Raw genomic sequence first — 16,021 nt, 5'->3', positions numbered from 1 at the left:
CGAGCGCAAAGAGTACGCCCGGCTCACGTCCCGTCATCCTGCGGGCGCCGCTACCGGACCACCGCTACCGGTTCGCCGCTACCGGTCCGCCGCGGCCGCCACCTCCCGGGCCCACCGGTAGTCTGCCTTCCCGCTCGGCGACCGCTGCACCGTCTCCGTGATCACCAGCTGGCGCGGGATCTTGTACCCGGCGAGATGGGTGCGGCAGTGCGACTGGATGTCCGCCAGTGACGGACGCGGCGCCCCCTCGCGCAACTGCACCACCGCCGCCACGTGGTTGCCCCACTTCGCGTCCGGCACGCCGGCCACCAACGCGTCGTACACGTCCGGATGCGACTTCAGCGCCTGCTCGACCTCCTCCGGGTACACCTTCTCGCCCCCGGTGTTGATGCACTGCGAACCCCGGCCGAGGACGGTGACCACGCCGTCCGCGTCGACCGTCCCCATGTCGCCCAGCAGCACCCAGCGGCGGCCGTCCTTCTCGAAGAAGGTCTCGGCGGTCTTCCCGGGGTCGTTGTAGTACCCGAGCGGCACATGGCCGCTCTGTGCCACCCGCCCGGTCTCGCCCACCGCCACCGGCTCATGGGTGGCCGGATCGACCACCTGTGTACGCGAGTTGACCCGGACCCGGAAGCGGCTGCCGGCCCCCGAGTCGTTGGTCGCCGTGCCGTTGAAACCGGACTCGGAGGAGCCGAAGTTGTTCAACAGCACCGCGTTCGGCACGAGTTCGCTGAACTGCCGGCGTACGGTCTCGGAGAGGATCGCGCCCGACGAGGAGACGCTGAACAGGGCGGAGCAGTCGGTGCCCTTCATCGGCCCCTTGAGGGCGTCGATCAGCGGCCGCAGCATCGCGTCGCCGACCAGCGACATACTGGTCACCTTCTCCTTCTCGACCGTCCGCAGCACCTCCTCGGGCGCGAACCTGCGGTGGATCACCACGCGTTGCCCGAAGTTGAAGCCGATGAAGCTGGTCAGGGTGGACGTGCCGTGCATCAGCGGGGGAGTGGGGAAGAAGGTGATCCCGGTGCCGCCGGCCGCGACCCGCTCGGCCAGTTCCTCCGGCCGCCCGACCGGCTCACCGGTCGGTGCGCCACCGCCCAGCCCGGCGAAGAACAGGTCCTCCTGACGCCACATCACGCCCTTGGGCATCCCGGTGGTGCCGCCGGTGTAGATGATGAACTGGTCGTCCGCCGAACGCGCCGGGAACCCGCGGCCGGGCGACCCCGCGGCCTCTGCCTCCGGGAACGCGAGTGCCTTGAGCTCCGAGGCGGGTTCGCCGACCCGCACCAGGTGCCGCAGTTTCGGGGTCCGCGGCAGCGCCGCCGCCACCCGCTCCTCGAACTCCGCGTCGAAGACCAGCGCGACCAGGTCGGCGTCCCGGTAGAGGTACACCAACTCCTCTTCGACATAGCGATAGTTGACATTGACGGGTACGACCCGTGCCTTGAGGCAGCCGAGCACCGTCTGGAGGTACTCCACCCCGTTGTACAGGTGCAGCCCGAGGTGTTCGCCCGGCCGGAACCCGCTGTCGATCAGATGGTGGCCGACGCGGTTGGCGGCCTCGTCCAGCTCCGCGTAGGTCAGCCGGCGCTCGGCGCCCGTGCCGGGGTGGTCGATGTACACGAGCGCCTCGCGGTCACCGGCCACGTCGACGACCGACTCGAACAGGTCGGCAAGGTTGTACTCCACCGCTCCTCCTGACCCCGGCAACCATGACGAAGAAAGGCGCAACTGTCGGTTCGCCGGTCATCAGAGCAAAGGGCGCGGCAAGTGGGAAGGGTTCGTGCGAAGAAATCTGACTGTCTGTCAGAAAACCCTTGAAGTGCCCTCCGCCCTACTGCAACCTGTTCTCGTTCCGGCAGAGGGGAGAGGTCCATGGGTGGCACGGAACACCTCACCGTGCGGCGCGAGGGCGCCACACTGGTGCTCACGCTGAACAGGCCCGAGGCGAAGAACGCGCTCTCGATCTCCATGCTCGTCGGTCTCCACGACGGCTGGATCGAGGCCGACGAGGACGACGACGTCCGCTCCATCGTGCTCACCGGGGCCGGCGGTGCCTTCTGCGCCGGGATGGACCTCAAGGCGCTGGCGGGACAGGGCATGGCGGGGGAGCACCTCCGTGACCGGCTGAAGGCCGACCCGGACCTGCACTGGAAGGCGATGCTGCGTCATCATCGCCCGCGCAAACCGGTGATCGCCGCAGTCGAGGGGTACTGCGTCGCGGGCGGCACCGAGATCCTTCAGGGCACCGACATCCGGGTCGCGGGGGAGTCGGCGACCTTCGGTCTGTTCGAGGTCCGGCGCGGGCTCTTCCCGATCGGCGGTTCCACGGTGCGGCTGCAACGCCAGATCCCGCGCACCCACGCGCTGGAGATGCTGCTGACGGGGCGGCCGTACAGCGCGCGTGAGGCCGCTGACATCGGGCTCGTCGGGCATGTCGTGCCGGACGGGAGCGCGCTGGACAAGGCGCTGGAGATCGCCGGGCAGATCAACGCGTGCGGGCCGCTGGCGGTCGAGGCGGTGAAGGCGTCGGTGTACGAGACGGCGGAGCTGACGGAGGCCGACGGGCTGGCGGCGGAGCTGAAGCGGGGGTGGCCGGTGTTCGACACGGCCGATGCGAAGGAGGGGGCGCGTGCGTTCGCGGAGAAGCGGGTCCCTGATTACAAGCGTGCGTGAGTTCAGCGGCGTCGGAGGTCCGTCGCAGTCCCCGGGCCGGATGTGGCTGGTCGCGCAGTTCCTCCCCCAGCCTTCGGCCGGGGGTACCGCCGGCGCCCCTACGGGGCGCTGCACACCTACCCGGTGAAAAAGGAGCCCCCATGCCCGAAGTGCTCAAAGCTCCCCTCGTCGTCGAGTTCCCGTTCACCCGTTCCCTCGGGCCCGTGCAGGGTGCCTTTCTCACCGGGCTGCGGGAGCGGATCGTGCTCGGGGTGAGGACCGGCGACGGCCGCGTCCTCGTGCCGCCCGTCGAGTACGACCCCGTCACCGCCGAGGAGATCCGCGACCTCGTCCACGTGGCCACCACCGGCACCGTCACCACGTGGGCCTGGAACCACGAACCCCGCCGCGGCCAGCCCCTCGCCACGCCCTTCGCCTGGGTGCTGGTCCGGCTCGACGGCGCCGACACCGCCCTGCTGCACGCCCTCGACGCCCCCGGGCCGGACGCCGTGCACACCGGCATGCGGGTCCGGATCCGCTGGGCCGAGGAGCGCTCCGGCGCCATCACCGACATCGCCTGCTTCGAGCCGTACGACGGTGCGGACACCGTCGTCACCGTCCACGCGGGGGAGTTCGAGGAACCGGTCACCGGCATCGTCGCGCACGCCCGCCTCGACTACACCTACTCGCCCGGCCGCGCCCAGACCGCCTACATCAACGCCCTGTCGACACAGCGGACGTTCGGTGAGCGCTGCCCCTCCTGCCGGAAGGTGTACGTCCCCCCGAGGGGTGCCTGCCCCACATGTGGGGTGGCCACATCGGAACAGGTGGAAGTGGGGCCCGGGGGCACGGTCACCACCTTCTGCATCGTCAACATCAAGGCGAAGAACCTCGACATCGAGGTGCCGTACGTCTACGCGCACATCGCCCTGGACGGCGCCGGCCTCGCCCTGCACGGCCGGATCGGCGGCATCCCCTACGACCAGGTGCGGATGGGCCTGCGGGTCGAACCGGTGTGGACCGAGGGCGCCCGCTACCCCGACCACTACCGGCCCACCGGCGAACCCGACGCGGACTACGACACCTACAAGGAGCTGCTGTGACGCGTGACATCGCGCTGGTCGCCTTCGCGCAGACCGACCACCGGCGCACCAGCGACGAGCACTCCGAGGTGGAGATGCTGATGCCGGTGCTGCACGACGTACTCGCCCAGACCGGCCTGCGGACCGCCGACATCGGCTTCACCTGCTCCGGGTCCAGCGACTACCTGGCCGGCCGCGCCTTCTCCTTCACGCTCGCCCTCGACGGCGTCGGCGCCTGGCCGCCGATCTCCGAGTCGCACGTCGAGATGGACGGCGCCTGGGCGCTGTACGAGGCCTGGACCAAGCTGCTCACCGGGGACGCGGACACCGCGCTCGTCTACTCCTACGGCAAGTCCTCGCCCGGCTCCGTCCGGGACGTGCTCACCCGGCAGCTCGACCCCTACTACCTGGCGCCCCTGTGGCCGGACTCCGTCGCCCTGGCCGCCCTCCAGGCGCAGGCGCTGATCGACGCGGGGGAGACCGACGAGCCGGCGCTGGCCGCCGTGGGCGCCAGGAACCGCGCCGACGCCACCGGCAACCCCCACGCCCAGCTGAGCGGTCCGGTGCCCCAGGGGGAGTACGTCGTGCGGCCCCTCCGTACCGGTGACTGCCCGCCGATCGGGGACGGCGCCGCCGCCGTGATCCTCGCGGCCGGGGACCGGGCCCGGGAGCTGTGCGAACGGCCCGCCTGGATCCGGGGGATCGACCACCGCATCGAGGCCCACGGCCTGGGCGTCCGCGACCTGACCGACTCGCCGTCCGCGCGGCTCGCCGCCGAGAAGGCCGGCGCCTTCGAACGGCCCGTGGACACCGCCGAACTGCACGCCCCGTTCAGCTCGCAGGAGGTCGTACTGCGCAAGGCGCTGCGGATCGGCGACGACGTGCGCGTCAACCCGTCCGGCGGCGCGTCGGCCGCCAACCCGATCATGGCCGCCGGTCTGATCCGCATCGGCGAGGCCGCCGCCCGCATCCACCGCGGCGCGTCCGACCGCGCCCTCGCCCACGCCACCTCCGGCCCCTGCCTGCAGCAGAACCTGGTCGCCGTACTCGAAGGGGATCCGCGATGAGCAAGGAGCCCGTGGCCGTCGTAGGGATCGGCCAGACCAAGCACGTGGCGGCCCGGCGGGACGTCTCGATCGCGGGGCTCGTCCGCGAGGCCGCGCGACGGGCGCTGGACGACGCCGAGTTGGCGTGGGCCGACATCGACGCCGTCGTCATCGGCAAGGCCCCCGACTTCTTCGAGGGCGTGATGATGCCGGAGCTGTACCTGGCGGACGCCCTCGGCGCGGTGGGCAAGCCCATGTTGCGGGTCCACACCGCGGGGTCGGTGGGCGGCTCCACCGCGCTGGTCGCGGCCAACCTCGTCGCCGCCCGCGTCCACTCCACGGTGCTGACCCTCGCCTTCGAGAAACAGTCCGAATCGAACGCCATGTGGGGGCTCTCCCTGCCGATTCCCTTCCAGCAGCCGCTGCTGGCCGGCGCGGGCGGGTTCTTCGCACCCCACGTCCGGGCCTACATGCGGCGCAGCGGCGCCCCCGACACCGTCGGCTCGCTGGTCGCCTACAAGGACCGCCGCAACGCCCTGAAGAACCCCTACGCCCACCTCCACGAACACGACATCACCCTGGAGAAGGTCCAGGCGTCCCCCATGCTGTGGGACCCCATCCGCTACTCCGAGACCTGCCCCTCCTCCGACGGCGCCTGCGCCATGGTCCTCACCGACCGCGCCGGAGCCGCGCGCGCCCCGAGACCGCCGGCCTGGATGCTGGGCGGTGCCATGCGCAGCGAACCCACCCTGTTCGCCGGCAAGGACGCGGTGTCCCCGCAGGCCGGGAAGGACTGCGCCGCGGACGTCTACCGGCAGGCGGGGATCGCCGACCCGCGCCGGGACATCGACGCCGTCGAGATGTACGTGCCGTTCTCCTGGTACGAGCCCATGTGGCTGGAGAACCTGGGCTTCGCCGAGGAGGGCGAGGGCTGGAAACTCACCGAATCGGGGGTCACGGAACTCGACGGTGACCTCCCCGTCAACATGTCGGGCGGGGTGCTCTCCACCAACCCGATCGGCGCCTCCGGCATGATCCGGTTCGCCGAGGCGGCCCTCCAGGTCCGCGGCCAAGCCGGAGAACACCAGGTGGACGGCGCGCGCAAGGTGCTCGGGCACGCCTACGGCGGCGGCTCCCAGTTCTTCTCGATGTGGCTCGTCGGCGCCGCTGCCCCCGACTCCTGAAAGGACCCGTCCACGTGGCCTGTTGGGTGCCGGAACCGAAAGCTAGGCTGGCCGCGGACGACGAATTCGGGAGGAGCACGGACGTGGCCGAGAGCACCATCCAGCAGCAGCCGGTTCTGGGCTGGGACAAGCCGGAGCTGGACCTCAGCGGGGCCGACTGGCAGTCCAGCAGCCGTGGCCGGGGGGATGTCCAGATCGCCTTTGTCGAGGGATTCATCGCGATGCGCAACAGCGGCCGGCCGGAGAGCCCTTCCCTGATCTTCACCCCCGCCGAATGGGGTGCCTTCGTGTCGGGGGCCCGGGAGGGCGAGTTCGACCTCACCTGAAGCCGGCCCCGGTCCCCGTCGCGGAGCGGACCGGGCGGTGTTCCGCGAGGATTTCCGGACACGTGACCGGCAGCGCCCGTCCGGGGCCGCCGCCTGAGACAGGCTGGCCCCGGAAAGGGAAGGTCACATTCCGGAGGTGAGGTAACGATGAGCACTGCGCCGGTCATCGCTGCGGTGGACGGGTCGGACGACAGCCTGCGCGCCCTGGACTGGGGGGTGACGGCGGCCCGGCAGCGGAAGGCACCGCTGCGCGTGGTGCACGTACGCCAGTACGCCGCCTGGGGACAGCCGGACGTCCTGGTCGCCGGCGAGCCCGACGCGGCCGGCGACCCGGTGCTCGACGAGGTCCGCGACCGGCTGGACGCCGGCGCCGAGCCGCTCACCGTCGAGTACGTCGCCCTGGAGGGCGCCCCGACCGCACTGCTGCCCGAACTGGGCGCCGACGGCCTGCTGCTGGTGCTCGGCTCCCGGGGCCGCGGCGGCTTCGCGAGCCTGCTGCTGGGCTCCAACGGCATGGCCGCCGCCCGCGACGCCGGGTGCCCGGTGGTCGTCGTACCCCGGCCCGGACGCGAGGTGCGGGAGGACCTGCCCACCGAGCCCGGGCCCCGGGTCGTCGTCGGCGTGGACGTGGACAGCCCCGACGACGCGACCCTCGCCTTCGCCTTCGCGGAGGCCGCGTGGCGGGGCGTCCGGCTCCAGGTGATCGCCGGCTACCCGTGGCCGGCCCTGTCCTGGGTCGCGGCGGGCAGCCTCGTCGCGCCGACCGTCGACCAGGGCGAGGTCGAGCGGGAGACCCGTACCCTCGCCGAGGGCTTCCTCGCCCCGCACCTCGAGGACCACCCGAACGTGTGGACCGAGATCCGCGCGCTGCCCGGTGACGCGGCAGGGCTCCTGGTGGCCGCCTCCAAGGACGCCGAACTGGTCGTCGTCGGCCGGCACCGCCGCCGTCCGCTCGCACCGGCCCGCATGCTGGGCTCCGTCACCCACGCCGTCCTGCTGCACGCGGCCTGCCCGGTCGCGGTGGTCCCCCCTTCGCCACCCGAGCAGTGATGTCAAGGCCCACCGGCCAGTTACCGTCAGTAGGGAGCGGATCACCCTCGTCAGGCGTACGCTGAGCTGCCTGCAAGCCACGGTGCGCGCCCGCTCCCCGCGCTCGCGCATCACCGTGGCGGGGGGTGGTCATGGGACAGCGGGTCCTGCGGAACCGACGGACGCTCTACGAACGTGAGAGCGAACTCGCCGCCGTCGACGAGGCGTTGGCCGAACTCACCGGTCTCGCCGCGCGCACCGGGCCGACCGGGGAGCGCCCGGACGGCACGACACCCGACGACCGTCCGCGCGGTGCGCTGCTCGCCTTCGCCGGCCGCGCCGGGATCGGCAAGACCACCCTGCTCGCCGAGGTCCGCCGGCGTGCCACCGCCCAGGGCTGCACCGTCCTGTCCGCACGCGGCGGCGACCAGGAACAGCGCGTCGCCTTCCACGTCGCCCGCCAGCTCCTGCAACCCCGCCTCGCGGGTGCGCCCGAGGCCGAACTCCGCGCCTCACTGGGCAGTTGGTACGACATCGTCGGCCCCGCCCTCGGCCTGTGCGCCCCCACCGAGGGCGCCCCGCCCGACCAGCAGGGCCTGCGCGACGGCCTCGACTGGGTGCTCACCCACCTCGCCGTGCGCCGCGCCCCGATGGTCCTCGTCCTCGACGACGCGCACTGGGCCGACCCCGAATCCCTCGGCTGGCTCGCCGCGTTCGCGCCCCGCGCCGAACAACTCCCGCTGCTCGTCGTCGTCGCCTACCGGCCCGACGAACTCCCGGACCACGCCGAGTCGTTCCGCCGCCTGCCCGGCCGGGCAGGCGGCCGGCCGCACGACCTGGAACCGCTCAGCGCCGACGCCGTCGCCGGCCTGGTGCGCGAAAGCCTCGGCGACCACGCCGACGACACCTTCTGCCACGAGTCCTGGGCCGTCACCTCCGGCAACCCCTTCGAGATCGTCGAACTCACCGCCAAGGTCCACGACCGGGGGCTGGACCCCACCGAGGCCGGCGCCCCCCTGCTGCGCGACCTCGCCGCCGCCGTGAAGGGCAGCGGACTGATCACCCGGCTCGAACGCCTCGGCCCGTCCGCCGTCCGCTTCGCCTGGGCCTGCGCCGTCCTCGGCACCGAGATCCATCCCACGCTGGCCGCCGCCGTCGCCGGCCTCGGCCACGAGGAGGCCGCCGACGCCGCCGACGCCCTGCGCGGCGCCCGCATCCTCACCGGCGCCGACACCCTGGAGTTCGTCCACCCGCTCATCGCCACCGCCGTCTACCGGGCCATCCCGCCCGCCACCCGCGTCGCCCTGCACGGCCAGGCCGCCTGGTGCGTGACCGACGACGGGCAGGGCGCCACCGCCGCCGCCCGCCACCTCCTGGAAACCCACCCCGAGGGAGACGCCTGGGTCGTGCGGCAGCTGCGTGCCGCCGCCGGCGAGACGCTCCGGGCGGGCGCCCCCGACGCGGCCCGCCGCTACCTGGCCCGCGCCCTGCGCGAACCCCCGCCGGCCACGGAACGCGCCGCCGTCCTCCACGAACTCGGCAGCGCCTCCCTGCTCACCGAACCGGCCACCACCGTCAACCACCTCCGCGCCGCCCTCCAGGAACCCATCGCCGAGCCCGCCCTGCGACACCGCATCGTCTACCGCCTCTCCCAGGTCCTCGCCCACAGCGACCGGCTCGCCGAGGCCTCCGAGACCCTCGCGCACGAGATCCGGCTGACCGACGACGCCCGGGTCCGGCTGCGGATGCTCTCCGAACAGTTCATGTGGGACGCCTTCCGCGCCGACGAACCCGACCACCCCTCCCGCTCCCGCCGCCTGGCCAGGCTCGCCGACCGCCTCCAGGGCCGCGACCTCACCGAGCGGTACATCATCGGGCTGCGCACCTGGGACGCGATCCAGCGCGGCGAACCCGCCGACACCGCCCTGCGCCACGCCGAACGCGCCCTCGCCGGCGGCCTCGGCTGGGCCGAGGCGGACCGTGGCTTCGAGGTCCCGGTCCTGGTCGCCCTCGCCTTCATGTACGCCGACCGCCCCGACCGCACCGAGGAGCTGTTCGCCGCCGGCATCGCCGACTACGAACGCCAGGGCTGGCGCGGCGGACACCTCTCCTTCGCCTACACACTCCTCGGCTACCTCCGCTACCGGTGCGGCCGCCTCGCCGAGGCGGAGGACCTCGCCCGCTCCGGGCTGCGCCTCGCCGAACGCGTCGGACCCGGCACGCCCGCCCACTGGTACGCCCTGGGCACCCTCATCCAGACCCTGATCGCCCGCGGCCGCACCGACGAGGCCACCCGGCTGGCCGAGGACCACTCCTTCCGGGAGCCGTTCCCGGCGGCCGTGGTCTTCCCCGACGCCCAGACGGTCTACGGCGAGCTGCTCCTCGCCCGCGGCCTCACCAAGGCCGCGGCGGCCGAGCTGTCCGCGGCCGGCCGCCGCCTCGAACCCCGCGGCATCCGCAACCCGGCCTGGTGCCCCTGGCAGCTCCACCTGGCCCGGGCCGAGGCCCACGACGCACCGGAGCGCGCCCTGACCACCGCCCTGGAAGCGGTGAGCCGGGCCCGCCACTTCGGCGCCCCGTCGGCGATCGGCCAGGCGCTGCGCACGGCCGCCGAGGTGGCGACGGGTCCGGCCCGCGTGACCTACCTGCAAGAAGCGGTGGCCCACCTGGAGCGTTCCCCGGCCGCCTACGAGCTGGCCTGCGCCCTGGTCGCCCTGGGCACGGAGCTCCACGACACCGCCCACCTCCGCAGGGGCCTGAAAGCAGCCGAGCAGTGCGGAGCGGACACCGTGGCAGCCACCGCGTGCGCCGAACTGGCGTCCGCTGTGAAGCAGACACAGGGCCCAACCTCCCAGGGGCGCGGGGAACTGCGCGACAAGCCTCCACAGCCCCGCACCTGACACCGCACCGCAACCACCCACCGGTCCATACGGCCCCGCACGCGCGGCTCCCCGTACCATGGACCGCATGTCGTTCCTCCGTCGCCGCAGCGCCACTCCCGCCGGCCCCGACTTCGACGTACTGGCCATGGACCCGGGCGACTGGCCCGGCAACCTCGGAGCCGGGCTGCTGCCCGCCCCCGACGGCACCTGCCAGGGCGTCTTCCTCCGCTACGACCTCTTCGGCGGCCGCGGCCCCGCGATGATCATCGGAAACCTCCCCGAGGGCTCCCCGGCCCGCGAGGTGGAGGAGGGCGAGGTCCCGTTCGAGGTCGGCCAGCTCCTCCTGGCCCTGGAGAACGACGAGGACGTCACCGTCGTCGGCACCGAGGACATGCCGGTGCTCCAGGGCGACAACCTGCTGATCGTGCGCCGGCTCAAGCTCTCCGAGAGCCGGATCTCCTGCGTCCAGTTCGACCGCAGCGACGGCGTCCTCGTCACCATCGCCGCCTGGGACCGGCCCATCACGGACGACCTGTACGCCCTGCTGAAGCCGCTCCCCGCGGAGCTTTTCCAGCAGGGCTGAGACAGGCCGGCCGGGTCACCGCCGGTGGTGCCGTCCGGTCTTCGGCGACGGCACCACGTCCACGTCGGCCGCCCGGACGAACTCGATCCGGTGACCGTACTGGATCTCGTAGTACAGGTCCTTGCCCGTCACGACCCGGTGCGCGTCGGTGGCGAAGGTGGTCGCGTAGAAGTACTCGCCCGGCACCGCGTCACCCACCACGTACTCCTGACCCGCCGGGATGGTGTAGGGCAGCGGCGAGATCGACTGGGCGGGCACCCCGGACGGGTACGCCGACGCCTCCGGATAGGCACGGCCGTACACAGGGACGCTCTTCAGGCCCGCCTTGGGCGTGACCACCAGGCCTGCCGCGGTCACCGCCGTCGGATCCTTGGCCGGGTTCCTGAACCAGGCCTTCTGGCCCAGGTACCAGATCGCCGTCCAGTCGCCCCAGGTGTCCGCCACCGCGTACTGCTGGCCGGTGGAGACCCGTGACGAGAGGTCGTTCACGTCGGTCGTCGGCGTCGTACCGAGGCCGACGTCCTTGATCAGGGCCGAGCTCTCGTCGTGGTCGGAGTACAGCCGGACCTCGCCGGAACCGTGCGCGGCACAGGGCTGGCCCTTGCTGACGCAGCCGGTGTACGCGGGCTGGTTGGTGGGGTAGTCCGGCAGGATCGTCACCAGGCCGCCCTTCTTGCCGGCTGTCCGCTTGAAGGGGTGCTCGAGCAGCTCGAAGTAGTGGCGCCAGTCCCAGAACGGACCCGGGTCGGTGTGCATCCCGGGAATCGAGGACGTGACCGGGCCCGGCACGTTCTCGTGGCCGATGATGTGCTGCCGGTCCAGCGGGATGCCGTACTTGTCGGTGAGGTACTTCACCAGCCGGGCCGAGGACCGGTACATGGCCTCCGTGTACCAGGCGTCCGGCGACGCGAGGAAGCCCTCGTGCTCGATGCCGATCGACTTGGCGTTGATGTACCAGTTGCCCGCGTGCCAGGCCACGTCCTTCGCCTTGACGTGCTGGGCGATCAGGCCGTCGGTCGAGCGGATGGTGTAGTTCCAGGACACATAGGTCGGGTCCTGGACCAGTTTGATGGTCTCGTCCCAGGAGCCTTCCGTGTCGTGGATGACGATGTACTTGATGCTCTGCGACGTGGGCCGGTCACCGAGGTCGTGGTTGCCGTAGTCGTTGTCCCCGAACTGCGCGTACGGCGCCGGGATCCACTCGCATGACACCGTTGTCGGACACTCGGTGTCGTCCGCCGCCGCGGTGCGCAGCCCGGCCGGCGCCGGCTGCCGGGCGGCCTTCAGGTCCGGCTGCGCGGCGAGTACGACGAGCTGCCCCGCGTCCGTGGTGCGCTCCTCGCCGGTGTGCAGGACGTCGAACACGTCGTCGGCGTACGCCGACGCGGTCGCCGTGTCGTCGGCACCGGAGAAGAGGGCGACCGCGCCGTACCAGTCGGCCGGATCGGCGCTGAGCGGCCTGCCCAGACCCTTCTGGGCGGCGGCGAGCAGGGCGGCGCCGCCGGCCACGTTCGCCGCCGGGTCGGTGCGCAGCCGCCCGGCCGGGATGCCGGTCAGCCCGGCGGCCTTCGTGAGCGTCTTGAGACGGGCCGGGAGCGCGGAGTCCGCCGGCACCTTCACGCCCGGGTGCAGGGCGGGCCGGGCGCTGTCGCCGCGGGGGTCCTCGGTGCCGTCGGCGAAGTGCTCGGTCGCGGTGGCCAGCGCGGTGCGCGCGTCGGTCAGGTGCATCGGGCCGTAGCCGCCGGAGACGCTCGGCGCGCCGCCGTGGTCGTCCCAGCGGGACTGGAGGTAGGAGACGGCCAGCAGCACGCTCTGCGGCACGTGGTAGTCGGTGGCGGCGGACGCGAACGCGCGCTGGAGCGCTTCGGCGGACGACGCGGTGGTGCTCGGGGGCGGAGCCGCGCCCAGCAACGGCAGCAGCAACGCCGCGGAGGCGACGGCGCCTGCCGTCCTGCGCGTACGTCTGCCGTGGCGGGCGGGAACTGGCTCGGTTACGGATCCTCGCAATGCGGCCTCCTGGGGCGTTCAGAGCGCGACGGGGCGTGCGGGGCTGAGCGTGGCTCAGTGGTACCGGCTTGCCGACGATCCGTCAATCATGCCCAGAAGGAGGCGATTTCCCATGTCATACGATGTTCGTGGGAGTTTCGCGCCGGGGGCTCCCGGCCTGCGCGGCTTCAGAGGTGTACGCCGGTGAACGGGGCCGTACACCAGGGATCCGCGGTGCGCAGCTGCCCTGAGCGCACCGCGGATCCCCGCCCCGTCAGCGAGTGCCGACCGCCGCGCGTACGGCCCGCCGGGCCAGCTGACAGTCGTCGTGCAGCCGCCGGAGCAGCAGCCGCTGTTCCTCGCCGGTCGGCGCCGCACCAGGGTGGGCCGTACCCGGTGCCGCCGGGGTCGCGTCGTGCATCGAACGCTGCACGGCGGTCTCGTACGTCCGGATCTCCCGGGTGAGGACCAGCATCAGGTTCACCAGGAACGCGTCCCGGGACGCGGGCCCCGCTGACTGGGCGATCTGGCTGATCTGACGGCGCGCCACCGGGGCGTCACCGAGGACCGACCAGAGCGTCGCCAGGTCGTACCCCGGCAGGTACCAGCCCGCGTGCTCCCAGTCCACCAGCACTGGACCGGCCGGTGACAACAGGATGTTCGAGAGCAGGGCGTCACCGTGGCAGAACTGGCCCATCCCCTGGCGGCCCGCCGCGACCGCGATGCCGTGCAGCAGCTTCTGCAGGTCACCCATGTCCCGGTCGGTGAGCAGCCCCAGCTCGTGGTACCGGGAGATCCGGGCCGCGTAGTCCACCGGGGCGTCGAAGGTGCCCGCCGGCGGCCGCCACGCGTTCAGCCGGCACACCGCGCCCAGCGCGGCCCGGATGTCCGCCCTGGGCGGGGCCTCCGTGGGGTGGCGCTGCACCGCCGCCACCCGGCCGGGCATCCGCTCGATCACCAGGGTGCAGTTGTCCGGGTCCGCCGCGATCAGCCTCGGCACCCGGATCGGCGGCCGGTGCCGGACGAACGAGCGGTATGCGGCTATTTCGTGGCGGGTCCGCTCCGCCCAGGCGGGGGAGTGGTCCAGTAGACACTTCGCCACGGCCGTGTTGCGCCCCGTCGTCCCGACGAGGATCACGGACCGCCCGGTGCGCCGCAGCACCTGCACCGGAGCGAACTCCGGGCAGATCCGGTGCACCGACGCGATCGCGGTGCGCAGTTGCGCGCCCTGCGGGCCGGACAGGTCCAGTCTCCCGCTGAGGGGCTGGGTGCCGAGCCCGGGGGCGCGCCGTGGCCGGCCCACGACCGGCACGGCGGCCCCCGTACGCGCGGGGTCGAGGTAGGGTCCGCTGCCCGCCGGTCGGGGGCGCAGCGGCCGGGGCGGGGCGGACACGGAGGACGATGCTGCGTACATGGGCGATACAGATCCCTTCGTGTGCCTGCGGTGCCTGCCTGAGAAGTCCAGTGGAGAAGAGTTCTCACGCCCAACCCGTCCCGGCCGCCCGGGCTCACCCTGGGGAGTGGGCCCGTCGACGGCGACCGGGTCGGGGTGGCGCGTTCCTACCTGACACCCGTTGCCCAGTGGCACACCATCTGGCGCACCCTGGCGAACCGTGGCGAATAGTCGCCCGGCAACCGTCACGGGTCTACTGTCAACTCAGCCGAGAACCTGGGGGCTTGACGTGACCGGAGAACCCAACACCCGCCTCTCGGACCTGTTCGGCCTGGCCGGCTGGTCCAAGGGCGAACTCGCGAGGCTGGTCAACCGGCAGGCGGCGGCCATGGGCCACCCCCAGCTGTCGACCGACACCTCCCGGGTGCGGCGGTGGATCGACATGGGAGAGATCCCGCGCGATCCGGTGCCGCGGGTGCTGGCGGCTCTGTTCACCGAGCGTCTCGGCCGTGTCGTGACCATCGAGGACCTCGGTCTGGTACGGCACGGGCGTACGGGAAAACGGCCGGACGACGGGAACGCGGAACATCCCGACGGAATGCCGTGGGCGCCCGAACGAACCGCCGCGGTCCTCACCGAATTCACGGGAATGGACCTCATGCTCAACCGACGCGGCTTGGTGGGCGCGGGTGCCGCGCTCACCGCGGGATCCGTACTCACCACCGCCATGTACGACTGGCTGCACACCGACCCCACCCTCAGGGCCGACGCGCCCGTCCTCGACGACCCCCTGCACGCCGACCCCGCCGGGTTCGACCGTTACGAGGCCGCCCCCATCGGGTCCGAGGAGATCGAGGAACTGGAGCGCTCCGTCGAGGTGTTCCGGGCCTGGGACGCGGCCCGCGGCGGCGGGCTGCAACGCAAGGCCGTGGTGGGACAGCTCAACGAGGTGGGCGGCATGCTCGCCTACCGTCACCCCGACCATCTCCAGCGGCGCCTGTGGGGCGTCGCCGCCAACCTCGCCGTCCTCGCGGGCTGGATGTCGCACGACGTCGGCCTGGAGCCCACGGCCCAGAAGTACTTCGTCATCGCCGCCCACGCGGCCCGTGAGGGCGGCGACCGGCCGCGTGCCGGGGAGGCGCTCTCCAGAGCGGCTCGCCAGATGGTGCACATCGGCCGGCCCGACGAGGCACTCGATCTGATGAAGCTGGCCCAGTCCGGCTCCGGCCACGAGGTACTGCCGCGCACCCAGGCGATGTTCCACACCATCGAAGCCTGGGCACAGGCGTCGATGGGCAAGGGACAGGCGATGCGCCGCACCCTCGGCCAGGCGGAGAGCCTGTTCGTCTCGGACCGCACCGACGTACCGCCGCCCAGCTGGATGCAGATGTTCAACGAGGCGGATCTGTACGGCATGCAGGCCCTGGCCTACCGGACGCTGGCGGACCACGACCCGAGCGCCGCCGTGCACGCCCGGCACTACGCGGACAAGGCCCTGGCGCTCCGGGCCGGAAGCAAGCAGGAGCGGTCGAAGATCTTCGACTTCCTGTCCATGGCCTCCGCCTGCTTCATCGCGGACGACCCCGAACAGGCGGGTCACTACGCGCGGTTGGCCCTGGTGTCGATGGGATCGAACTCCTCGCACCGCACCTGGGACCGGCTGCGCCAGATGTACCGGCTCACCGCCGAGTACTCCAGCTATCCGAAGATCCAGGAACTGCGGGAGGAGATCAAGCTCGCCCTGCCCAGGCCCAGGAGCAAGGGGACGAACAACAGCGCACAGGCATAGGGGCCCGTGCGCTCGGTGCCCGCCGGCTGAACCAGGCGGTGTCCGCTGCCCGGAACGGGCTGTGTC

General features: G+C 72.4%; 12 protein-coding genes. 9 read left to right on the top strand and 3 right to left on the bottom strand.

The window, feature by feature from the left end; all coding sequences use genetic code 11:
• Positions 1 to 78 precede the first annotated feature (78 nt).
• Complete coding sequence (locus tag MB828_RS39230; protein ID WP_301652326.1) at positions 79 to 1,689, bottom strand: acyl-CoA synthetase; 1,611 nt, start codon at positions 1,687 to 1,689, stop codon at positions 79 to 81.
• Between the two features lie 186 nt (positions 1,690 to 1,875).
• Between MB828_RS39230 and MB828_RS39225 the strand changes: the two genes are divergently transcribed.
• The 8 genes from MB828_RS39225 (at position 1,876) to MB828_RS39190 (ending at position 10,787) form a co-directional block, all read left to right on the top strand.
• Complete coding sequence (locus MB828_RS39225; RefSeq protein ID WP_301652325.1) at positions 1,876 to 2,676, top strand: crotonase/enoyl-CoA hydratase family protein; 801 nt, start codon at positions 1,876 to 1,878, stop codon at positions 2,674 to 2,676.
• A gap of 140 nt (positions 2,677 to 2,816) precedes the next feature.
• The gene (locus MB828_RS39220; RefSeq protein WP_301652324.1) at positions 2,817 to 3,758 is read left to right on the top strand and encodes a Zn-ribbon domain-containing OB-fold protein; all 942 of its coding nucleotides are present in this window, start codon (positions 2,817 to 2,819) and stop codon (positions 3,756 to 3,758) included.
• Positions 3,755 to 4,804, top strand: coding sequence for a thiolase domain-containing protein (locus tag MB828_RS39215; RefSeq protein ID WP_301652323.1), 1,050 nt, complete (start codon positions 3,755 to 3,757; stop codon positions 4,802 to 4,804). Before MB828_RS39220 ends, MB828_RS39215 begins: the two co-directional genes overlap by 4 nt.
• Positions 4,801 to 5,967 carry a thiolase domain-containing protein gene (locus MB828_RS39210; protein ID WP_133025160.1) on the top strand — a complete coding sequence of 389 codons (1,167 nt, stop codon included), beginning with the start codon at positions 4,801 to 4,803 and terminating at the stop codon, positions 5,965 to 5,967. Before MB828_RS39215 ends, MB828_RS39210 begins: the two co-directional genes overlap by 4 nt.
• A gap of 83 nt (positions 5,968 to 6,050) precedes the next feature.
• Positions 6,051 to 6,293, top strand: a complete 243-nt coding sequence (locus MB828_RS39205) for a DUF397 domain-containing protein (protein ID WP_046731270.1) — start codon at positions 6,051 to 6,053, stop codon at positions 6,291 to 6,293.
• Positions 6,294 to 6,440: 147 nt separating this feature from the next.
• Positions 6,441 to 7,343 (top strand): universal stress protein, encoded by a 903-nt coding sequence (locus MB828_RS39200; RefSeq protein WP_301652322.1) that lies wholly within the window; start codon positions 6,441 to 6,443, stop codon positions 7,341 to 7,343.
• A gap of 131 nt (positions 7,344 to 7,474) precedes the next feature.
• A complete protein-coding gene (locus MB828_RS39195) occupies positions 7,475 to 10,222 on the top strand; it encodes an ATP-binding protein (protein WP_301652321.1) in 2,748 nt (915 codons plus the stop codon).
• A 67-nt stretch (positions 10,223 to 10,289) separates the two neighbouring features.
• On the top strand, positions 10,290 to 10,787 hold the full coding sequence (locus tag MB828_RS39190) for a hypothetical protein (RefSeq protein WP_133025163.1): 498 nt from the start codon (positions 10,290 to 10,292) through the stop codon (positions 10,785 to 10,787).
• A gap of 15 nt (positions 10,788 to 10,802) precedes the next feature.
• Here the strand turns inward: MB828_RS39190 and MB828_RS39185 are convergent, their stop codons facing one another.
• Both MB828_RS39185 and MB828_RS39180 read right to left on the bottom strand, forming a co-directional pair.
• Positions 10,803 to 12,794 carry an N-acetylmuramoyl-L-alanine amidase gene (locus tag MB828_RS39185; RefSeq protein ID WP_301652320.1) on the bottom strand — a complete coding sequence of 664 codons (1,992 nt, stop codon included), beginning with the start codon at positions 12,792 to 12,794 and terminating at the stop codon, positions 10,803 to 10,805.
• 253 nt (positions 12,795 to 13,047) lie between these two features.
• Entirely contained in the window at positions 13,048 to 14,187 is a 1,140-nt protein-coding gene (locus MB828_RS39180; protein WP_301652319.1) for an aminoglycoside phosphotransferase family protein, read from the bottom strand.
• Between the two features lie 268 nt (positions 14,188 to 14,455).
• On the opposite strand from MB828_RS39180, the gene MB828_RS39175 reads away from it, so the two are divergent.
• Positions 14,456 to 15,955 carry a DNA-binding protein NsdB gene (locus MB828_RS39175; RefSeq protein ID WP_133025166.1) on the top strand — a complete coding sequence of 500 codons (1,500 nt, stop codon included), beginning with the start codon at positions 14,456 to 14,458 and terminating at the stop codon, positions 15,953 to 15,955.
• Positions 15,956 to 16,021: the final 66 nt, after the last annotated feature.

The sequence above is a fragment of the Streptomyces arenae genome (assembly GCF_022343545.1).
GTDB classification, from domain to species: domain Bacteria; phylum Actinomycetota; class Actinomycetes; order Streptomycetales; family Streptomycetaceae; genus Streptomyces; species Streptomyces humi.
The sequence above is the reverse complement of the archived record's forward strand: the minus strand, read 5'-3'. Positions and strand labels throughout refer to the sequence as shown.